The organism is Streptomyces sp. NPDC041205, from assembly GCF_055591765.1.
In genome coordinates, this window is record NZ_JBVIZH010000006.1 from 100,221 (window position 1) to 120,982 (window position 20,762).

A 20,762-nucleotide genomic window follows, 5' to 3' on the forward strand; every position below is an offset into this window, starting at 1 on the left:
GCTCCCCCTCCGCCTCGCGGTCAGTCCTCCGGCAGCTCCACCGGCGCGATCTCGTCGTACAGGTCGCCGGGGCCGGGGTTGGTCGCGTCGGTGGCGCCGCCGAAGTGGTGCATGACGCCCCACACGGCGTTGAGGGCGGTCTGGATGGCGCCCTCGGCCCAGCCGGCCGTCCAGGAGATGTCGTCGCCCGCGAGGAAGATGCCGCGCTTGTCCGCGGGCAGGTGCTCCTGCATGAAGTGGGTGAACAGCCGCCGCTGGTAGCGGTAGTGGCCCGGCAGGTTGGCCTTGAAGGCGCCCATGAAGTAGGGCTCGTTCTCCCAGGAAACGGTCACCGGATTGCCGATGATGTGCTTCCTGATGTCGACCTTCGGGTAGATCTCGCCGAGCGACTTGAGCATGACCTCCATGCGCTCGTTCGCCGACAGCGGCAGCCACTTCAGGCTGTCGTCGCACCAGGTGTAGGAGAGGCAGATGACGGCGGGCTTGTCCGGGCCGTCGTCGAGCAGGTAGGTGCCGCGCGTCATCCGGTCGGTGAGCGTCATCGACATGACGTCACGGCCGGTCTGCTCGTCCTTGTCCAGCCAGAACGGCCGGTCGACCGGCACGAACAGCTTGGAGGACTCCATGTAGTGGGTCCGCTCCATCGCCGTCCAGTGGTCGATGGGGAACAGCGAGTCGTCGCACTCGATCTTGGAGAGCAGCAGCCAGGACTGGGCAGTGAAGATCGCCGCCCGGTAGGTGCGGATGTCGCCGGAGGCGTCGGTGACCGTGACACGGTTGCCCGCGGTGCGGTGCAGCCGGGTGACGGCGGGCTTGGGCTCGCCGCCCTCGTGCAGCGCGCTCAGGGAGGTGCCGAGCGGCCAGTGCACGATCTTCTGCGGCTCGCGGTCCCACAGGCGCAGCGGGAGCTGCTGGGAGCCGCCGACGATGCCGCGGTGGTGGTCGTCGGCCTCGGTGTAGACGACGCGCAGGATCTCCAGGATGGAGTTCGGGAAGTCGGTGTCCCAGCCGCCGGTGCCGAAGCCGACCTGGCCGAAGATCTCGCGGTGCCGGAAGGACTTGAAGGCCTCGGACTCGCAGAGGAAGCCGTAGAAGGTCTGGTTGTCGAGCTTCTCGACGAGCTTCGACCAGATCTCCCGGATCTTCGGCACATCGCGCTCGCGCAGGGCGCGGTTCATGTCGGAGAAGTCCGCGCCCTCCTCGAGACAGGCGTTCCAGGCGTGCATCACGTCGCGGTAGACCTGCGGCAGGTCGTCGACGGTGGTGGCGTAGTGCGACTCGCCCTTGAGGTCCACGACCGTCGAGGGGGTCGCCTCGGCGAGCGGATTGGGGAACGCCTTGGTCTCCAGGCCCACCAGGTCGATGTAGTGCTGGAGCGCCGTCGAGGACGGCGGGAAGCGCATCGCGCCCATCTCGGCGGTCAGCTCGTCCGTGCCTGTGCCCTCGAAGCCGACGGTGCGCAGCCGCCCGCCGATCTGGTCGGCCTCGTAGACGACGGGCTTGAGGCCCATCTTCATCAGTTCGTACGCGGCCACGATGCCGGAGAGGCCACCGCCGATGACGGCGACTTCGGCGCCGTGCTCGGTCGCGGGTATCTGGCCGAGGCCCGCGGGGTGCGCGAGGAAGTCGTCGTACGCGTAGGGGAAGTCCGGCCCGAACATGGTGATGGGCGGCTGGGCGTCGGTGTGCTGGACGGCTGTGGGCACCGTGGACGTCATGGGGTACGGACTCCTTGCACAGTACGGAAGAGGTGGTGCGGGCGGGCTTCGCCCTCGGCGGCCTCGCGGCCCGGCCGGTGCGGGTCAGGCCTGGACGAGGGGTCCGTACAGGCCGGGGCGGCGGTCGCTCAGGTAGGGGTTGGCCTCGCGGGACGCGGCGAGGAAGGCGGGGTCGGCGTCGGCGAGCACCAGTTCCTCGCCGCGCCCGGCTCGCGCCCGGGCGATCCCGTCGGGACCGGCGAGCGTGGACAGGCCGACGAACTCGAACTCGCCCTCGGGGCCGACGCGGTTCACGTAGGCGACGTACATCTGGTTCTCGAAGGCGCGCACCGGCACGACGGACTCGGCGACGAACTGGAACGGGTGCATCTGCGCGGTCGGGACGAGCAGGAGGTCGGTGCCCGCGAGGGCGTGGGCCCGTACGTTCTCCGGGAACTCCACGTCGTAGCAGATCATCAGGCCGATCCGGACGCCGTCGAGGTCGGCCTGGACGACGGCCTGCTCGCCGGGCGTGAAGTGGTCGCGCTCGAAGCAGCCGAAGAGGTGGGTCTTGCGGTAGTTCGCGAGGCGGGTGCCGTCCGCGCCGATGAGCTGGACGGAGTTGAAGACGTCGGCGTCCGCGCGCTCCGGGTAGCCGTAGGCGACGGCGAGGCCGTGGCGTACGGCGATGTCGGCCACCGCGTCCGCCGCGTCGCCGTCGGCGGGCTCGGCGAGGCGGGGCACGTCGTCGCCGATCGCGTACCCGGTCAGGAACATCTCGGAGGTCACGAGCAGCCGTGCCCCGGCCGCCGCGGCCCGCTCCGCCGCCTCGTCCAGGACCTTGAGGTTGGCGGCTACGGAGCCGGGACGTCCCGAGCTCTGGAGCAGGGCTGTGCGCAGCGGCGACATGGCTGACCTCGGGGCGTGCGTAGGGAGACGGGCGGGCGTCAGGGGTTCGCAAAGACGGTACGTTCCGCGGCCGTGACCGGGCAAGGCGCGACCGTTGCACCCCTCTGGGCGATTTGTTGCGCGTGCGGCGGCGGAGGCGACGATTCGTTGCGTGCCGCGCCGGGCGGCGTGTCCACCTGCGGGCGCACCCCGCGCCGCGGTCCCTCCCCCGCGCGGCGGAAGGACAGAGCAGCCCGTGGCCGGACGCCTCCGACCCCCCTGCCACGGGATCGTGATCTCACCCGGAAACGCCGGGAGAACGGCCTGAACGAACGGAGGCTCCCCGTGAGCCGCAACGCCTTCACCCCCACCCGTGTCGCCGTCCTGGGCGCCGCGCTCCTGCTCACCGCGGGCGCGGCGGGCGTCGCCGTGGCATCCGGCGAGGACGTGACGCACCCCGGCCGGCGGATCGCCGCTCAGGACGCCCCCGCCGCGAAGGGCTCGGCGGCGGCCGAGGCGAAGACGCGCGAGGCGGCCGCGCTGACCGGCAAGGCCAAGATGTTCCGCAAGACCACCGAGGACGTGACGTTCACGTTCGACGCGCATCTGGCCAAGCGGCACAACGGCGACCCGCGCAAGGCCACCGGCACCTTCGAGTTCGTGCACCTGGACAAGCCGGGCGGCAAGGGCGGCTGGGCCAAGGGCCGGATCGACTGCCTGGTGACGGGCGGCAAGGTGGCGTCCGCGACCGGCATCATCACCGAGACCAGCGACGGCCTGATGGAGAAGGTCAAGGGCGGCCGCGTCGGCTTCAGCGTCCACGACAAGGGCCCGGGCAAGCTGGACCGCCTCGGCTACAGCTGGGGCGCGACGGGCGGCCCCACCGGCGACAAGAAGCTGCCGAAGTGCAACAGCCTGGCCCCCTTCGAGACGGTCAAGAAGGGCACGGGCGACTTCCGCGTGACGCCGTGGAACCTGCCGTACCCCACGAACTAGGCCGGTCCGGCCACCTCCACGGGGGTGGGGTGGCCGCTCCCCCATGAACGGGCCGCCCGCTCTGCCACGGACAGAGCGGGCGGCCTGCTCGCGTCGGCCCGTCGGACAGGCCCTAGGCGGGCGACCCGGAGGAGAACCTCCGCATGAGCGGCGAAAGCACAAGGACGGACTTGGTCCGCTCCACGAACGGCTCCCCCGCGATCCGCTCCAGGACCCGCTCGAAATGCCGCATGTCCGCGGCGAAGACCTGGACGATCGCGTCCGCCTCACCGGTGACGGTGGAGGCGGACGCGATCTCCGGGTACCGCTCCAGACCCCGCTGGATCGCCTCGGGCGAGGTGTTCCGGCGGCAGTAGATCTCGATGAACCCCTCGGTCTCCCAGCCGAGCGCGGCCGGGTCCACCCGGACGGTGAAGCCGGTGATCGCTCCGGTGGCCCGCAGCCGGTCCACGCGCCGCTTCACGGCGGGCGCGGACAGGCCGACGAGCTGGCCGATGTCGGCGTAGGAGCGGCGGGCGTCCTCGGCGAGGGCGTGCACGATGCGTTCGTCGAGATCGTTCAGTCGCACAGGGGGTCGTTCACTTCTCTGCGTGTCACTTCACCGCGGGGACCTCGGGGGTCTCGGCGGTCTCCAGACGGGAGCGGCGCATCCCGTACAGGAAGTAGAACACGAGGCCGACGGCCATCCAGACACCGAAGACGACCCAGGTGACCGAGTCGAGGTTGAACATGTTGTACGCGCAGAAGCCGAAGCCGAGCACCGGGAAGAGCCAGCCGAAGGGCACCCGGAACGTGCGGTTCATGTCGGGCCGGGTGCGGCGCAGCACGATCACGGCGATGTTGACCAGGCCGAAGGCGAAGAGCGTGCCGATGCTGGTGGCGTCGACGAGCTTGCCGAGCGGGATCACCGAGGCGAGCGCGCCGCAGAAGAGGGACACGATGACGGTGTTCACGCGGGGCGTGCCGGTCTTGCCGCTGACCTTGGCGAACTTCTTGGGCACGAGGCCGTCGCGGGACATCGCGAAGAGCACGCGGGTCTGGCCGTAGAGAACGGTCAGGACGACGCTGGCGATGGAGATGACGGCGCCCGCGGCGAGCAGCGTGCCCCAGACGGTCTGACCGGTGACGTCGTTCATGATCGCGGTCAGCGACGCCTCGGAGCCCTCGAAGTCCTTCCAGTTCCAGGCGCCGACGGCGACGGCGGCGACCAGGACGTAGAGCGCGGTGACGATGATCAGCGAGAGCATGATCGCGCGCGGCAGGTCGCGCTGCGGGTTCTTGGCCTCCTCACCGGCGGTGGAGGCGGCGTCGAAGCCGATGTAGGAGAAGAACAGGCTCGCTCCGGCGGCGCTGACCCCGGCGACGCCGAGGGGCATGAAGTCGGAGTAGTTGCCGGACTTGAAGCCGGTGAAGCCGACGGCGCAGAAGAGCACGAGGGCCGCGATCTTCACGACGACCATGATCGTGTTGGCGCGCGCGGACTCCTTGGCGCCACCGAGCAGGAACACCATGGCCAGCAGCACGACGATCAGGCCGGGCAGGTTGATGATCGCACCGTCGACCTCACCGGGGGCCGCGGACAGCGCGTCCGGGATGGTGACGCCGATGGTGCCGTCGAGCAGTTCGTTCAGGTACTCGCCCCAGCCGACGGCGACGGCCGCCACCGACACGCCGTACTCAAGGACCAGGCACCAGCCGCACACCCAGGCGACGAGCTCGCCCATGGTTGCGTACGCGTACGAGTACGAGGATCCGGCGACCGGGATGGTGCCGGCCAGCTCCGCGTACGAGAGGGCCGAGAAGAGGGCGGTGAGACCGGCGATCACGAAGGAGATCGTCACGGCCGGACCGGCCTTGGGAACGCTCTCGCCGAGCACCACGAAGATGCCGGTGCCGAGTGTCGCACCGATGCTGATCATGGTCAGCTGCCACATGCCGAGGGTGCGCCGCAGCGAGCCGCCCTCACCCTGGCCGCCCTCCGCGACCAGGCGTTCCACCGGCTTGCGCCGCATCAGTCGAGTGCCGAGACCCACCGAGCCCTTGGGGCTTTGGCGGGTCTGCGGGGGTGCGCCCTGGTCGAGCACGCGCTGGCTCCTTCATCGCTGCCGGTAGAGGTGGCAGGAAGCCGCGGCAGCCCACAAGCGAAGAACGGGAGCCACCGAGCAGGCAGTCCCCGCCACGCCACGTACAGCGCCCGACTCTACGAGGCGCTGGTTCCCAACCGTAATGCAGCAACGTTGCGCATCGGCACAAGATCGTTGCGTGCGACGCGGCGATGCGCCTGTTCGTTGCGCCGTCCGTTTCGTCCGTTGCGTCGTGTCTGTTTTGTCCTGGGTTGGATGGGGAGTCGCGGAGGTGCCTCCGGTGGCCGGAAAACGCGGACGGCCCCCGCGATGAACTCGCGGGGGCCGTCCGGGCGTTGGGGTCGGGCTAGCTCCAACTGGCGTGCAGCGGCTTGCCCTCGGCGTATCCGGCGGCGCTCTGGATGCCGACGGTGGCCTTCTCTGCGAACTCCGCGAGGGACGCGGCGCCCGCGTAGGTGCAGGAGGAGCGGACGCCCGCGATGACCGAGTCGATCAGGTCCTCGACGCCCGGGCGGACGGGGTCGAGGAACATGCGGGAGGTGGAGATGCCCTCCTCGAACAGCGCCTTGCGGGCGCGGTCGTAGGCCGACTCCTCGCTGGTGCGGTTGCGCACGGCGCGGGCCGAGGCCATGCCGAACGACTCCTTGTACAGACGGCCGTTGGCGTCCTGCTGGAGGTCGCCCGGGGACTCGTAGGTGCCCGCGAACCAGGAGCCGATCATGACGTTCGACGCGCCGGCGGCCAGCGCCATGGCGACGTCGCGCGGGTGCCGGACGCCGCCGTCGGCCCACACGTGCTTGCCGAACTTCGCGGCCTCGGCGGCGCATTCGAGCACCGCGGAGAACTGCGGGCGGCCCACGCCGGTCATCATCCGGGTGGTGCACATGGCGCCGGGGCCGACGCCGACCTTGATGATGTCGGCGCCCGCCTCGATCAGGTCCCGCACGCCCTCGGCGGCGACGATGTTGCCCGCGACGATCGGCACCTGCGGGTCGAGCGCGCGCACGGCCTTGACCGCGGCGATCATCGACTCCTGGTGGCCGTGCGCGGTGTCCACGACGAGCGTGTCGACGCCCGCTTCGAGGAGCTGCTTGGCCTTGCCCGCCACGTCGCCGTTGATGCCGACGGCGGCGGCGACGCGGAGCTTGCCGTTCGCGTCCACGGCCGGGGTGTACAGCGTCGCGCGCAGGGCGCCGGTGCGCGTGAGGATGCCCGCGAGGCGGCCTTCCTTGTCGACCGCGGGCGCGTAGCGGCGGTTGGCGCCGTCCAGCTTGTTGAAGGCGTCGCGCGGGTCGATGTCCGCGTCGAGCAGCAGGAGGTCCTTGGACATGACCTCGGACAGCTGCGTGAAGCGGTCGACGCCGCTGAGGTCGGCGTCGGTGACCACGCCGACCGGCTTGTGGTCCGCGTCCACCACGACGCCCGCGTTGTGCGCCCGCTTGGGCAGCAGCGCGAGGGCGTCCGCGACGGTCTGCGTGGGGGCCAGCACGATGGGGGTGTCGAGCACGTGGTGGCGCGTCTTCACCCAGGAGATGACCTCGGTGACGACGTCGATCGGGATGTCCTGCGGAATGACGACGAGCCCGCCGCGGCGGGCGACGGTCTCGGCCATGCGGCGGCCAGCGATCGCGGTCATGTTGGCGACGACCAGCGGGATCGTGGTGCCCGTGCCGTCCGGCGACGTGAGGTCGACGCCCTGGCGCGAGCCCACGGCGGAGCGCCTCGGCACCATGAAGACGTCGTCGTACGTCAGGTCGTACGCGGGCTGGATGTCATTGAGGAAACGCACGTGCTGCTCATCCCAGTCGATCAGAGGTGGCCCCCGAACAGGACAGCCGGGGGAAAAGCACGTACTTCATTGTCCCATGCCGCGGGGATTGCGCCGCCTGGGACGATCACCCAGACGCCCCCGAACCCCCTGGTCGGATCCTCCAAGCCGGGCGCGCTCCGCTTCAGCCCGACAGCGGCCCCACGACCAGCACGACCTCAAGGCCCCGCTCCCGCCCCTGCCAGTACGTGACCGCGTCGGCGAACACCTCCTGCGCGACGGCCCAGTCGCCCGGCGCCGCCTCGGCGTACTCCCGCCACCCGGAGACGACGAGCAGCCGTCCCGGCGCCTCGGTCGTCCAGGACAGGTCGGTGAGGCAGTCCGCGAGCGCGTCCCAGTTGCGGCCGAACCAGTCCGGCAGCGTCAGCGCCCGCGCGCACCGGTCCATGAAGGCGTCCTTGTCGAGCACGCCGGTCAGATCGAGCGCGAGCGTGGCCCAGCCACTGCCGCGCACGGCGTCGAGCACCGACACGGGCACGGGCCCGAGCGACTCGCCCCCGCCCTCTCCGTCGGCGTCCCGCGTGCCCACGCCCTCCTGATCCACGCCCCGCGTGCCCGTGTGCCCGTCCACGCCGTCCGCGTGGACCCGCTCCATGTCCTCACCCGCCATCACGCCCTCGCCTCCCTCATCACGTCCGCCGGACCGACCACGTCCACCACTCCCGCCACCGTCGTCACCGTGCCACCCCGCCTTCCCGGACCGCGCCGCCCCATCCCCGTAACGCCGCCGTCGTCTCCGCCGCCGTCATCTCAGCACCGCCCTGAACGACGCGTAGTGGTCGTCCGTGTAGTACGTCTCGTGCTCGCGGCCGGTCACGATGCGGCGGGCGCCGCGGTTGCGGGCGCCGGGGGTGGGGACGGTGTACTCGCGGTAGTAGCCGCGTGCGTGCCGGGGCAGTTCGCCCTCGAAGTTGCCGAAGACGGTGCCGTCCTTCTCGTACGGGAAGGGCCCGCCGTCGTCGATGAGGCGCAGCGTCCGTCGCGCCTCGGCGGGGAGGCGGGCGGCCTCGACGGTCTCCATGCCGCGCGCCCAGGCGGGGGTCTCGGCCGCGGCGCCCGGACTGCTCCGCCGGTCGGCGGCGCTCTGCCGGTCGGGGGTGTCGTTCCCCTCCGTGCCGCATCCCGCGAGCAGCACCGCGAGACAGGTCAGCAGCGCGCTCAGGAGCGCTCTGCGCAGTTGGCCGGAGGCCCGGAAGATCATGGGGCCGATGCTGCCAGCTTCCGCGCGTCGGCGCGCGCCGACGTCCACGCGCCGTCGGTCACCACCCCTGCCGTCGGCCCCCGGCTGCCCCGCCGGTATCCGACCGTCCCCGTCCCCCCGGCCCCCCGGCCGCCCCGCGTGCGCCGTACACCCCGAGCGCCGCGCGGCCCCGCGCTACTCCCCGTCCGGATCCGCCCGGTCGAGGGCCGGCCGCGGTGCCGAACCGGCGACCAGGAGCTGGTCCGCCGCCGCCGTGTCCGTGACGAGGCTCGTGACCAGGCCGGAGCGGAGCACCGCGTCGATCGCGGCCGCCTTGCGCTGGCCCCCGGCGATCGCGACGACCTCGGGGATGCGGCGCAGCCGGTCCGCCTCGACGGTGATGCAGCGCTCGCCGAGGTCGCGGCCGACCCTGCGGCCCTCGGCGTCGAAGAGGTGCGCCGACATCTCCGCGGCGACGCCGAGCGAGGCGTAGTGCGCGCGCTCCTCGTCGGTGAGCATGTCGTGGACCGTGGAGATGCCGGGCTCCCAGGAGCCGATGGACACCGCCGCGACGGTGACCTTGTCGAAGTACTCGAAGGCCCGCGCGATCCCTGTCTGATGGCGCAGCGCGGCGGCGGTCGCCGCGTCCGGAAGGAGCATCGGGGCGTAGATCGGGTGGGCGTCGCCCCCGGAGACCTGCGCGGCCCGCCGGACCGCCTCCACCGAGCCGCGCTCGGCGGTCCCTGCGTCGTACACGCCCGTCAGCTGCACGACCGTGCAGGGCGCCAGCGCGTCGAGCGCCGCCGCCATGTTGATGGTCGAGCGCCCCCAGGCGAGGCCGAGCACATCGCCCTCGTTGACCAGCTCGCCCAGGAGTCCGGCCGCGACCTCGCCGAGGTTCTCCGGGTCCGGGGAGTCGTCGATGTCCTCGGTCGCCGCCGGGGACTCGACGACGACGGCGTGCCGCAGGCCGTAGCGGGCGCGCAGCGCGTCGGAGCGCTCGGCGTCCAGCTCCGCGGGCACGCGGATCTCGATCCGTACAAGATCACGTTCGAGAGCCGTCTCCAGGACCCGCGCCACCTTGAAGCGGCTGACGCCGAACTCCTCGGCGATCTGGATCTTGGACTTGCCCTCGAGATAGAAACGGCGGGCCATGGCCGCCGCCTGCACCAGCTCCGCGGGTCCCATCCGCATGGCTGACCGACCCGCCGACATGGCCGACACGGCGCTCTCCTCACTGCTGTTCACCACATACGTACACCTGGATTCGCTGTTCATCCTTGCAGATCCGGCGTACTTGATCAGCCCTGATGGGCCGCGTTCACGTTCCCGTGGCCAAGCCGTTGGCCAAGCGGCGGCCCCGTTGTGCCCGGCCCGCGCCTCAGTGGGCGCACGCCCACCCTGCGGCACCGGTGGCCTCCTCGGCCTGGGTGCGCAGTGCACGTACCGCCTCCGCCGGGTCGTCCGCGCCGTACACCGCCGATCCGGCGACGAAGACGTCGGCGCCGGCCTCGGCGCAGCGCTCGATGGTGGTGGCCGAGACGCCGCCGTCGACCTGGAGCCACATCTCGAGTCCGTGCTTGGTGATGAGCTCACGGGTGCGGCGGATCTTGGGGAGCATGATGTCGAGGAAGGCCTGGCCGCCGAAGCCCGGCTCGACGGTCATGATCAGGAGCATGTCCAGTTCCGGCAGCAGGTCCTCGTACGGCTCGATCGGCGTCGCGGGCTTCAGCGCCATGGACGCGCGGGCGCCCTTCGCGCGGATCTCGCGCGCGAGCCGGACCGGCGCCGCGGCCGCCTCGGCGTGGAAGGTGACGGATCCCGCGCCCGCTTCGACGTACTGCGGGGCCCAGCGATCGGGGTCCTCCATCATCAGATGGCAGTCCAGCGGCGTGTCCGTCGCCCGTGCCAAAGACTCTACGACCGGCACCCCCAGGGTCAGGTTCGGAACGAAGTGGTTGTCCATGACGTCGACATGGAGCCAATCTGCGCCCTGAACGGCGCGCGCCTCCTCGGCGAGGCGGGCGAAGTCGGCGGAGAGGATGCTGGGGTTGATCTGCACGGCCATGCCCCAAGACTGCCATGCCGCGCGGCGGTTGCCCGCCCCGGTCCCGCCAAGGCCACCGCGGGGCGCCGGCCGGGGGTGAAAGCGACCTCCCCGGCCCGCGCACCGCGTGCCATGCTGTCCGTCCACCGCCAGCGCGTGGGGCAGCAGGGGGACAACCATGCCCATGTCTCGGTCTGGGACGCGGTCCGACAACAAGCGCCGGGAACGCCGAGGGGTGGCCTGGCTGGTCTGCGGGCCACGCGCCAAGTGGCTGGTCCTGGTGTTCTGGCTGATCGTGCTTGTCCTCGCCGCGCCGCTGGCCTCGAAACTCGCCGACAAGCAGGACAACACGGCGTCGTCCTGGGTGCCGCGGTCCGCGGAGTCCACCCGGGTCCTGGACACCTCGGAGGGGTTCCGGCCCGAGACCATGCCGATGGTGATCCTGTTCGCCCGCGAGGACGGCCCGCTCACCGAGCGGGACCGGTCGCGGATCGCGGACGGTGTGAGCGAGGTCAAGCAGTTGCGCTCGCACTGGATCCGCGGCGACGAGACCCGCGGCCCGACCTTCGACGAGCCCGGCGCCAGGGCGCAGGCGGCGCAGGTGTACGTGCCGCTGACGATGAGCAACGACCTCTGGAACGACCTGCCGGAAGCCGTCGACGACGTCAAGGACAAGGTGGGCGAGGGCGAGGACGGCCTGGAGGTGTACGTCACCGGGCCCGTCGGTGTCTCCGCCGACTTGTCCGAGGCCTTCGCGGAGATCGACTCGACGCTGCTGCTCACGGCGGGCGCGGTCGTCGTGGTGGCCCTCCTGATCACCTATCGCAGCCCGATCCTGCTCTTCGTTCCCCTGCTCTCGGTGTTCGTGTCCCTGTACGCGGCGCAGGCGCTGATCTATCTGCTCGCCGAGTACGCCGACCTGACCGTCAACGGCCAGAGCGCGGGCATCCTCACCGTCCTCGTCTTCGGCGCGGGCACGGACTACGCGCTGCTGCTCGTCGCCCGGTACAGAGAGGAACTGCGCCGCCACACGGACCGGCACGAGGCGATGGCCCTGGCCCTGCACCGGGCGGGTCCTGCCGTGCTCGCCTCCGGCGCCACCGTCGTCCTGAGCATGCTGGTGCTGCTGGCCGCCGAGATGAACTCCACCCGCGGGCTCGGGCCCGTCGCGGCGATCGGTGTCGCGGTCGCGGTGCTCGCGATGCTGTCGCTGTTCCCCGCGATGCTCGTGGTCTGCGGCCGCTGGCTGTTCTGGCCGCTGGTCCCCCACGAGGGCAGCGCCGACCCGGCCGACCAAGGCCTGTGGGCGCGCATGGGCCGCCGGATCGCCGCCCGTCCCCGCAAGACCTGGATCGTCACCTCGCTGGCGCTCGCCGCGCTCTCCCTCGGCCTGCTCCAGATGCGCGCGGCCGGGGTCAGCAACGAGGACTCCTTCATCAACAAGCCGGACTCGGTCACGGGCCAGGAGGTGACGGCCGACTACTTCCCCGCGGGCACCGGTGACCCGATGGTCGTCATCGCGGACAAGGCACAGGCCGACGAGGTCAGCAGCACCGTCCAGAACACCCGCGGTGTGCAGAAGGGCAGCGTCTCGGTGCCTCCGGGCACCAAGGCCGAGCACGACGGCAGGGTGCTGGTCGAGGCGATCCTCACCGACCCGGCCGACGGGAAGGCGGCCAAGGACACCGTGGAGCGGGTCCGGGACGCGGTGCACGCCGTACCGGGCGCGGACGCGCACGTCGGCGGCGGCACGGCGACGCTGCTCGACATGGACAAGGCGACCATCCGCGACGACAAGCTGGTCATCCCGCTCGTCCTGCTGGTGGTGCTGCTCATCCTCTGCGCCCTGCTGCGCGCCGTGGTCGCCCCGCTGCTGCTGATCGCGACGGTGATCCTGTCGTTCTCGGCGGCCCTCGGCATCAGCGCGCTCGTCTTCCGCCACATCTTCGACTTCCCGGGTGAGTCCACGGACTTCCCGCTGTTCGTCTTCGTCTTCCTCGTGGCGCTCGGCATCGACTACAACATCTTCCTGTCGACCCGCATCCGCGAGGAGGCCGCCCGCCAGGGCACCCGTGCCGGTGTGCTGACCGGCCTCTCCGCGACCGGGGCGGTCATCACCTCGGCGGGTCTGGTCCTCGCGGGCACCTTCGCCGCCCTCAGCACGATCCCGATGGTGCCGTTCGTCGAGATCGGCTTCGCGGTCGCGCTGGGCGTCCTGTTGGACACCTTCATCGTCCGCTCGGTCCTGGTCACGTCCCTGTTCCTGGACGTGGGCCCGAAGGTGTGGTGGCCGCACGCGCTGGCGCGCGACGAGGCCCACCAGCGGCGATGACCGGCCTCGCTGACAGGCGTTGAACCGGCCTCACCGGCGGGCGTTGAGCCGGGCGGCCTGCCGCGTCAGGTGGTCCCGCTCGGCGAGGTTGGACGCCTGGTGGGCCGCCTCGGCGTACAGCCGTGCCGCCGTCGTCAGGTCGCCGTCGCGCTCGTGGAGGTACGCGGCCACAGCGGCGTGACGCGGGACCGACTCTTCCAGCTCCTTGAGCGCCGTGAGCCCGGCGCGCGGCCCGTCGGCCTCCCCGACGGCCACCGCGCGGTTGAGCCGGACGACGGGGCTGTCGGTCAGGCGGGCGAGCTCGTCGTACCACTCGACGATCTGCACCCAGTCGGTCTCCTCGGCGGTGGGCGCGTCGGCGTGCAGGGCGGCGATGGCGGCCTGGGCCTGGAACTCGCCGAGGCGGTCGCGGGCGAGGGCCGCCTGGAGGATCCCGATGCCCTCCGCGATCGCCGTGGTGTCCCACCGGGAGCGATCCTGCTCGGCGAGCGGCACCAGGACCCCGTCGGGTGTGGTCCGGGAGGCGCGCCGGGCGTGGTGGAGCAGCATGAGGGCGAGCAGCCCCGCCACCTCGGGGTGGTCGATGGCTGCGGCGAGCTGCCGGGTGAGCCGGATGGCCTCGGCGGCGAGGTCGATGTCCCCGGAGTAACCCTCGTTGAACACCAGGTAGAGGACGCGCAGCACGGTGGCGACGTCTCCGGACCGGTCGAGCCTTCCCCAAGCTCTCGGCTTCGCTCCAGCAGGGGAGACTCCGATACCGGAGAGCGTGCGCTTGGCCCGGCTGATGCGCTGCGCCATGGTCGCCTCGGGTACCAGGTAGGCCTGGGCGATCTGGCGGGTGGTGAGGCCGCCGACGGCGCGCAGGGTGAGCGCGACGGCGGAGGACGGCGTAAGCGACGGGTGGGCGCACAGGAAGTAGAGCTGGAGCGTGTCGTCCACCGCGGTCGCGGGCCCGGGCGGGGGCTCCTCGTCGACGAGGTCCTCACGGCGGCGGCGGGCGATGTCCGACCGGGTCGTGTCGAGGAACTTGCGCCAGGCCACGGTGACGAGCCAGCCCTTCGGATCCCGCGGCTCGTCGGCCGGCCACACCCGGACCGCCTCGACCAGGGCGTCCTGCACGGCGTCCTCGGCCGCCGCGAAGTCTGCTCCGCGGCGGACGAGGATCCCGATGACGCTCGGCGTGAGGCTCCTGAGCAGGGCCTCGTTCATGGAGGGGGTCACTCCGTGACGGTGGGCGACTCGCCCAGGAACGGGCGCAGCTCCAGCCACTCGTGGATCGGCTGCCCGCCCGCTCCCGGAGCCGCCGACAGCTCCCCGGCCAGTTCGAGGGCGCGCTCGTAGCTGTCGACGTCGATCACCATCCATCCGGCGATGAGGTCCTTGGTCTCGGCGAACGGGCCGTCGGTGACGGGCGGGCGGCCCTCGCCGTCGTACCGGACGAACGTGCCACCGGGGGCGAGCGCCTGGCTGTCGACGTACTCGCCGGTCTCCTCCAGGCGGGCGGCGAAGTCGTTCATGTACGTGACGTGGGCCGTGATCTCCTCCTGCGTCCACTTGTCCATCGGCACGTGGTTCACGGACTCCGGGGCGCCGCGGTAGTGCTTGAGCATCAGGTACTTGGCCATGGTGTGCTCCTCGGTGCTTGTGCGACCTATTTTGGTCACGCTCACCTCAGGGACGGAGCCGGTCACGGCTTCTCGACATCATCCGCGAAGTCTTTTGCCCTCGTCTTCGAACGGGTCGGCTACAGGGCGTCGAGTTCGGCGTTCGCCCTGGCGGTGACGTGGGCGAGCGCGCGGGCCGCGATCTCGCGGTCGGCCTCCGGCAGGTCCCCGTACAGCCGCTCGGTCGTCTCGGACACGGCGGCCGTGAAGGCGCGCTGGACGCTGTCGCCCCGGTCGGTGAGGGAGGGCAGGGCACCCTCGACCAACCCGGCGTCGGCGAGTTCGTCGAGCAGGACGCCCGCCGCCGACTCGTCGATCTTGAGCTTCGCGGTCAGGTAGCCGACGGCCCCGGCGCGGTCGGGCCCGTCGGACACGGCCTTGAGCGCCACGGACTGGTGGAAGGTCAGCCCCGAACCGGCCAGGAGCCGGTCCCGCACGGCGGCGATCGCGTGGTACGTGATGCCGATGAGCTGGCCGTTGAGGAGGGGGGTGGAGGCGGTAGTCATGGCGTGGATCTCCTTGTGGATAGGGCGTGTTGAGGCTCCGGATGTCAAACGGAGATTTCTCCGGTTGGCGTGCCGCAACTCTAAGCGGAGAGTTCTCCGATTTTCAAGGGATAACCGGAGAAGCCTCCGCTACGTTCGCTACGCTGCTTCGCATGACCACCCCCGCCGATCGCACCGCTCGCACGGACCGCGCCGCCCGCACAGATCGCGCCGAGCGCGCCGACGCCGCCCGCAACCGCCTCCGCGTCCTCGGCGCCGCCCGGCGCCTGCTCGCGGCGGACGGCTTCGCCGAGCTGTCCCTGGACGCGGTGGCCAAGGAGGCCGGAGTCGGGGTCGGCACGGTCTACCGGCGCTTCCACAACCGGGCAGGGCTCGTCTACGCACTGATCGAGGACAACGAGACCCGCTTCCAGGAGGCGTTCGCCCGCCACTGCGAGGACGAGACCCCGTCGGCGTACGAACGACTGCGCGCCTTCCTGCACGGCATGACCGAACTCGTCGACGACAACCGGGAGTTACTGCTCCTGGCCGAGGCGAGCGCACCGGCGGGGCGCTATCACAGCACCCCCTTCCGGCGGCACCACGAGCAGATCGTCGACATGGTCGCGGAGCTCGCCCCCGGTGTGGACGCCGCCTACGTGGCGGACCTGCTCCTGATGGCGTACACGCCGGGCCTGTTCGACTTCCAGCGCACCGAGCGCGGCTGGGACGTGGACCGCATCAAGGGCGGCCTGGACGTGCTGATCGCGGGGATCGGGGCCGCGGCGCGGGCGCCACAGCCCGACCCGGCCGACCCGACCGACCCGGCCGACCCGGCCGACCCGGCCGACCAGCAGCCGTCCTAGCCGAGCACCGAGCGAGCATGCCTATGCTCGGCGCATGCCCCACGCCCTGATCCTCGGCGGTACCGGCCTCATCGGCCGCGTGGTCGCCCAGCGGCTGCTCACCGCCGGGTGGACCGTCGACGTCACCGGCCGGGACCCCCGCCGCATGCCGTCCGGGATCGCCGCCATGGGCGCACGGTTCACGGCGGCGGACCGGGCCGACGAGGATCAGCTCCGGGCCGCCCTGGGCTCGGGCGCGGACCTGCTCGTCGACTGCATCTGCTACACCGCCGCCGACGCCCGCCTCCTGCTGCCCCTGGCTGCCGACGCCACGTCCACGGCGCTGATCTCCAGCCGGGCCGTGTACGCCGACGCCGACGGCAACCACGCCAACTCCGACGTCCCACCCCGCTTCGACGGCCCCGTCCGGGAGACCCAGCCCACCGTGGCCCCGGGCGACATGGACCACCGCTCCCGGGAGGGCTACGGCCCCAACAAGGTCGCGGCCGAGCAAGTCGCCCTGGACAGCGGCCTGCCCATCACCGTGGTACGCCCTTCCCGCGTCCATGGGGTGGGCGCGGCCCGCCCGCGCGAGTGGGTCTTCGTCAAACGCGCCCTGGACCGACGCGCCGCGGTGCTGCTCGCCCACCGGGGCACCGGGGTCGTCCACCCGACGGCCGCAGCCAACATCGCCGCTCTCGTCGAAACAGTCGCCACGCGGCCGGGCGCACGCGTCCTCAACTGCGCCGACCCCGACGCGCCGAGCGCCCTCGCCATCTCCCGCGTCATCGCCCGGCGCCTCGGGCACACCTGGGACGAAGTCCTCCTCGACGCGAGCGCCCCGGACACGCTGGGGCGCACCCCGTGGGACTCCCCCCACCCGGCCGTGCTCGACACCTCCGCCGCCGAAGCCCTCGGGTACCGGCCCGCCGGGGACTACGCGACGACGGCCGCCGCCGAGATCGACTGGCTCGTCACCGCCGCCCGGACCGGCGACGCCGAGGGGACCCTGCCCAAGCCGGACGACCCGTACTTCCGCCCGTTCTTCGACTACGCGGCCGAGGACGCCTTCCTCACCGCGCACACCCGGCGCGCCTGAGCCCCCGCGCCCCGGCTCACCCCGTACGCCGGATGACCGCCAGATACATCGCGTCCGTCCCGTGCAGATGCGGCCACAGCTGGACATCGGGCCCGTCCCCGAGCGCCGGGACGCCGGGCATCAGATCCCGCGCGTCCACCAGTTCCGCGTCCCCCCACTGCTTGAGCACGTCATCGACGACGGCCCGGGTCTCGGCGAGGTGCGGCGAGCACGTGGCGTACCCGACGACACCGCCGACCCGCACCGACTCCAACGCCGTGCGCAGCAGCGCGCGTTGCAACGGAGCAAACCCTTCGAGGTCTTCGGGCCGCCGCCGCCAGCGCGCTTCGGGGCGTCGCCGCAGCGCGCCAAGTCCCGTACAGGGAACGTCCATCAGGACCCGGTCGAAGCTCCCGGGCCGCCACGGCGGCCGGGTCCCGTCGGCGGCGACGACCTGGTAGGGGCCGGGGTTCCCGGCGAGGGCCTGGCCCACGAGGCGGGCCCGGTGCGGCTGCTTCTCGGCGGCGAGGAGCACGGCCCCGCGCTCGGCGGCGAGGCCCGCGAGCATGGCGGCCTTGCCGCCGGGGCCCGCGCAGCCGTCGAGCCACTTGGTGTCGGAACCGTCGACGGGAGCGTTCGCGAGTGCGATTGCGACCAGCTGGCTGCCCTCGTCCTGGACCCCGGCCCGCCCTTCGCGCACCAGGTCGAGGGAGCCGGGCTCGCCGCCCTCGCTCAGCCGCACGGCGTACGGCGACCAGCGGCCCGGAAGCGCCGAATCCGCGTCGAGCGAGTCGAGGAGTTCATCGGCCGTGGACCGTCCGGGCCGCGCCACGAGGGTCACCTCGGGCCGCTCGTTGTCGGCCTCCAGGAGGTCCTCGATCCCGGCCCGGCCGCCCCCGAGGGAGTCCCACAGCGAGGAGACGACCCACCGCGGATGCGAGTGCACGACGGCGAGATGGTCCTCGGGGTCCTCGTCGTAGGGCGGCGCGACCTTCTCCAGCCAGCCGTCGAGGTCGTCCCGCGCCACCTTCCGCAGCACCGCGTTCACGAACTTGGCCCGCCCGTCGCCGAGCACCACCCGCGCCAGCTCCACCGACGCGGACACCGCGGCGTGCGAGGGGATCCGGGTGCCGAGCAGTTGGTGGACGCCCAGGTTCAGGACGTCGAGGACGGGCGGGTCGACCTCGCGCAGCGGCCGGTCGATGCAGGCCGCGACGATCGCGTCGTACGTCCCCTGGCGGCGCAGCGTCCCGTACACCAGCTCCGTGGCGAGCGCCGCGTCCCGCGCGTCGAACTTCTCGGGCCCCTCCTGCTCACGGGCCTTGCGCAGCAGCGGCGGCAGCACGAGGTTCGCGTACGCGTCCCGCTCGTCGACGGCCCGCAGCGCCTCGAAGGCGAGGAAGCGGACGGGGTCCTTCTGCGGGCGGCGGTACGGCTTGGGGGACTTGCCGGAGTTCCCGGGCCGGCCCTGGGAGGCGGGCTTGCCCTGGCCTCCGGACTTGCCCTGGGTGCGGGGACGCCGGTTCGGCTGGTCGTTCAAAGGTGCTCCGCTGCTGGTGATGGGGCGAACCATGTCAGCGTACGTCGCCCGCGCCCGGCCTCCCACTCGCACCCTCGCGGGCGGCGTCAGACGCCGAGCCGCTCCCCGGAGGCGATCCGCACCCCGCGCGCCCAGTCGGCGGCGGCCATCGGCTTCTTGCCCTGTGCCTGCACCCACAGCAGTTCCACGGCGTACGAGCCCGTGCCGACGTACAGGTTCTTCTTGCCCGCGGCGATCTCACCGGGCGCGAGGTCGGTGCGGTCCGGGACGGGCGTGGCCTGGATCAGCTTCAGGCGCTCACCGCGGAACACGGTCCACGCGCCGGGCGCGGGCGTGCAGCCGCGCACCACGCGGTCCACCCGGAGCGCGGGTGCCGACCAGTCGATGTGCGCGTCCTCGACGGTGATCTTCGGGGCGAGGCTGACGCCGTCGGCGGGCTGCGGCACAGCCGTCAGCGAGCCGTCCTCGATGCCGTCCATGGTCGCGGCGAGCAGCCCGGAGCCCGCGAAGGCGAGGCGGGTCAGCAGGTCGCCGCTGGTGTCGGTGGACCGGATCTCCTCGGTGACCGTGCCGTACACCGGCCCGGAGTCCAGGCCCTCCTCGATCAGGAACGTGGAGGCGCCGGTGATCTCGTCCCCGGCCATGATGGCGTGCTGCACCGGCGCGGCACCCCGCCAGGCGGGCAGCAGCGAGAAGTGCAGATTGACCCAGCCGTGGACCGGGATGTCCAGGGCGGACTTCGGCAGCAGCGCGCCATAGGCGACGACCGGGCAGCAGTCGGGCGCGATCTCCCGCAGCCGGGCCTGGAACGCCTCGTCACGCGGCTTCGCGGGCTTCAGGACCTCGATCCCGGCCTCTTCCGCACGCTCGGCCACCGGACTCGCGACCAGCCTGCGGCCACGGCCCGCGGGCGCGTCGGGGCGGGTGACGACGGCGGCCACCTCGTGCCTGCCGGATGCGATCAGCGCGTCCAGGGCGGGGACGGCGACCTCGGGGGTGCCTGCGAAGACCAGCTTCACTGGGTGGTACCTCGGTTCTCTGGGGGTCGGCGACGCACCAGTCTATGGGCCCTGCCCAGAGGTTTCCCGGGGGCGTACGCATGGGTGTGCGCCCTGCGCATATGCACATACGCCCCTGGACCGTGACCCCTCACGACGTAGCGCGTTGGGTCAAGAGAAAGTTGACCACAACGGGCCGCACACGCGGCCCGCTCCTCATTGCACAGCACCACCAACCCTCCACCGCCGCAGCGGAACCGAGACACGGACCGCCCCGCACGCCGCACGTCCCCGTACGCAGCCCGTCCCCACCGACGCGACCCCCGCACCCGTCCCCGCTTCCCGCTTTCCCCTCTTTCCTTTCCGTCCTTCCCCTTTCTCCCCTACAGCTCCTTTCATCCCGATCACTCAACGCCGGTTCGAGAGGCTTGTTCATGGCCGACCACGCAACCCACGACGCCCAGGCACGGGCCAGCCTGCACCTGCTGGTGCGGGACATCGAGCGGGTCCGCCGGCAGGTGGACGCACTGCGCACCCTCACCGCCCAGCTCGGCAACGTCTACCGCCCGCGCCGCTCCAGCCCCTCCGCGGGCTTCGTCGTGTACGGACGCGCGCCCGCTCCGACCGTCCGCCTGGCCCAGGAACTGCGCGACAGCGTCGAGACACTGGTGACCGCGGCCGTCGACTTCGACCGCTCGCTCGGCTTCTCGTGGGACGCGGTGGGCTCCGCGCTCGGCGTCACCAAGCAGGCCGTGCACCGCCGCTACGGCGCACGCCGCACCACGGCCCAGACCACCGCCGAACCCGAGCGGGCACCCGAGCCGACCACCGCCGCGACCGCCACCACGGCTCCCGCCCCGCCCCGCACGGTCCCGGTGGGCGCCCCCCTGCCCTCCGTCCCCGCGGCCCGCACCATGCCGACCCAGCCGTCAGCGGGCAGCCCCGGCCTCCGCGACGACATGCGGCCCGGCGCCTTCCCCGGCCCGCGCAACGGCTGACCCGGGCGGCAGCCGCCTGCCCCCTGCCCACGCCGGGCGGGGGGCAGCCGTGCTTCATGGCCCACCCACACCACCCGCCGACGCACCCAACGCCGCCAGCCC

At 72.1% G+C, this 20,762-nt stretch carries 19 protein-coding genes; 5 read left to right on the forward strand and 14 right to left on the reverse strand.

Annotation, left to right across the window (positions count from 1 at the left end; genetic code table 11):
* Positions 1–20: 20 nt before the first annotated feature.
* Entirely contained in the window at positions 21–1,718 is a 1,698-nt protein-coding gene (locus ACZ6BG_RS25530; RefSeq protein ID WP_469005457.1) for a flavin monoamine oxidase family protein, read from the reverse strand.
* An 84-nt stretch (positions 1,719–1,802) separates the two neighbouring features.
* Entirely contained in the window at positions 1,803–2,597 is a 795-nt protein-coding gene (locus ACZ6BG_RS25535) for a carbon-nitrogen hydrolase family protein (protein WP_469006188.1), read from the reverse strand.
* 333 nt (positions 2,598–2,930) lie between these two features.
* Here ACZ6BG_RS25535 and ACZ6BG_RS25540 point away from each other — a divergent pair, with 333 nt between their 5' ends.
* Positions 2,931–3,581, forward strand: a complete 651-nt coding sequence (locus ACZ6BG_RS25540; RefSeq protein ID WP_469005460.1) for a Repetin — start codon at positions 2,931–2,933, stop codon at positions 3,579–3,581.
* Between the two features lie 112 nt (positions 3,582–3,693).
* Here the strand turns inward: ACZ6BG_RS25540 and ACZ6BG_RS25545 are convergent, their stop codons facing one another.
* The 7 genes from ACZ6BG_RS25545 to rpe all read right to left on the reverse strand — a co-directional run bounded on the left by ACZ6BG_RS25545 (position 3,694) and on the right by rpe (position 10,741).
* The gene (locus tag ACZ6BG_RS25545; RefSeq protein ID WP_030360443.1) at positions 3,694–4,149 is read right to left on the reverse strand and encodes an Lrp/AsnC family transcriptional regulator; all 456 of its coding nucleotides are present in this window, start codon (positions 4,147–4,149) and stop codon (positions 3,694–3,696) included.
* Between the two features lie 25 nt (positions 4,150–4,174).
* Complete coding sequence (locus ACZ6BG_RS25550; RefSeq protein ID WP_469005462.1) at positions 4,175–5,665, reverse strand: amino acid permease; 1,491 nt, start codon at positions 5,663–5,665, stop codon at positions 4,175–4,177.
* Positions 5,666–6,011: 346 nt separating this feature from the next.
* Positions 6,012–7,454 (reverse strand): GuaB1 family IMP dehydrogenase-related protein, encoded by a 1,443-nt coding sequence (locus tag ACZ6BG_RS25555; protein WP_469005464.1) that lies wholly within the window; start codon positions 7,452–7,454, stop codon positions 6,012–6,014.
* A gap of 163 nt (positions 7,455–7,617) precedes the next feature.
* Positions 7,618–8,103, reverse strand: a complete 486-nt coding sequence (locus ACZ6BG_RS25560; protein WP_469005466.1) for a barstar family protein — start codon at positions 8,101–8,103, stop codon at positions 7,618–7,620.
* A 135-nt stretch (positions 8,104–8,238) separates the two neighbouring features.
* Complete coding sequence (locus ACZ6BG_RS25565) at positions 8,239–8,694, reverse strand: guanyl-specific ribonuclease (protein WP_469005468.1); 456 nt, start codon at positions 8,692–8,694, stop codon at positions 8,239–8,241.
* Between the two features lie 174 nt (positions 8,695–8,868).
* Positions 8,869–9,921 carry a sugar-binding transcriptional regulator gene (locus tag ACZ6BG_RS25570; protein WP_469006190.1) on the reverse strand — a complete coding sequence of 351 codons (1,053 nt, stop codon included), beginning with the start codon at positions 9,919–9,921 and terminating at the stop codon, positions 8,869–8,871.
* A gap of 133 nt (positions 9,922–10,054) precedes the next feature.
* Positions 10,055–10,741, reverse strand: coding sequence for a ribulose-phosphate 3-epimerase (gene rpe / locus ACZ6BG_RS25575; protein ID WP_469005471.1), 687 nt, complete (start codon positions 10,739–10,741; stop codon positions 10,055–10,057).
* Positions 10,742–10,904: 163 nt separating this feature from the next.
* Between rpe and ACZ6BG_RS25580 the strand changes: the two genes are divergently transcribed.
* Entirely contained in the window at positions 10,905–13,052 is a 2,148-nt protein-coding gene (locus ACZ6BG_RS25580) for an MMPL family transporter (RefSeq protein ID WP_469005473.1), read from the forward strand.
* A 30-nt stretch (positions 13,053–13,082) separates the two neighbouring features.
* On the opposite strand, the gene ACZ6BG_RS25585 is transcribed toward ACZ6BG_RS25580, so the two are convergent.
* The 3 genes from ACZ6BG_RS25585 to ACZ6BG_RS25595 form a co-directional block, all read right to left on the reverse strand.
* Positions 13,083–14,261: an RNA polymerase sigma factor gene (locus tag ACZ6BG_RS25585; protein WP_469005475.1), complete on the reverse strand. Its 1,179-nt coding sequence runs from the start codon at positions 14,259–14,261 to the stop codon at positions 13,083–13,085.
* A gap of 8 nt (positions 14,262–14,269) precedes the next feature.
* The gene (locus ACZ6BG_RS25590) at positions 14,270–14,677 is read right to left on the reverse strand and encodes a YciI family protein (RefSeq protein WP_469005478.1); all 408 of its coding nucleotides are present in this window, start codon (positions 14,675–14,677) and stop codon (positions 14,270–14,272) included.
* 119 nt (positions 14,678–14,796) lie between these two features.
* Positions 14,797–15,222, reverse strand: a complete 426-nt coding sequence (locus ACZ6BG_RS25595) for a MarR family winged helix-turn-helix transcriptional regulator (RefSeq protein ID WP_469005480.1) — start codon at positions 15,220–15,222, stop codon at positions 14,797–14,799.
* 152 nt (positions 15,223–15,374) lie between these two features.
* Here ACZ6BG_RS25595 and ACZ6BG_RS25600 point away from each other — a divergent pair, with 152 nt between their 5' ends.
* Complete coding sequence (locus ACZ6BG_RS25600; protein ID WP_469005482.1) at positions 15,375–16,067, forward strand: TetR/AcrR family transcriptional regulator; 693 nt, start codon at positions 15,375–15,377, stop codon at positions 16,065–16,067.
* Positions 16,068–16,101: 34 nt separating this feature from the next.
* Entirely contained in the window at positions 16,102–17,145 is a 1,044-nt protein-coding gene (locus ACZ6BG_RS25605) for an NAD-dependent epimerase/dehydratase family protein (protein ID WP_469005484.1), read from the forward strand.
* 16 nt (positions 17,146–17,161) lie between these two features.
* Here ACZ6BG_RS25605 and ACZ6BG_RS25610 read toward each other — a convergent pair whose 3' ends face one another.
* Together ACZ6BG_RS25610 and fmt are read right to left on the reverse strand one after the other, a co-directional pair.
* Positions 17,162–18,664 carry an RsmB/NOP family class I SAM-dependent RNA methyltransferase gene (locus tag ACZ6BG_RS25610; RefSeq protein ID WP_469005487.1) on the reverse strand — a complete coding sequence of 501 codons (1,503 nt, stop codon included), beginning with the start codon at positions 18,662–18,664 and terminating at the stop codon, positions 17,162–17,164.
* An 86-nt stretch (positions 18,665–18,750) separates the two neighbouring features.
* Positions 18,751–19,683, reverse strand: a complete 933-nt coding sequence (fmt, locus tag ACZ6BG_RS25615) for a methionyl-tRNA formyltransferase (protein WP_469005489.1) — start codon at positions 19,681–19,683, stop codon at positions 18,751–18,753.
* A gap of 413 nt (positions 19,684–20,096) precedes the next feature.
* On the opposite strand from fmt, the gene ACZ6BG_RS25620 reads away from it, so the two are divergent.
* On the forward strand, positions 20,097–20,660 hold the full coding sequence (locus tag ACZ6BG_RS25620) for a hypothetical protein (protein WP_468453297.1): 564 nt from the start codon (positions 20,097–20,099) through the stop codon (positions 20,658–20,660).
* The last annotated feature ends 102 nt before the right edge of the window (positions 20,661–20,762 follow it).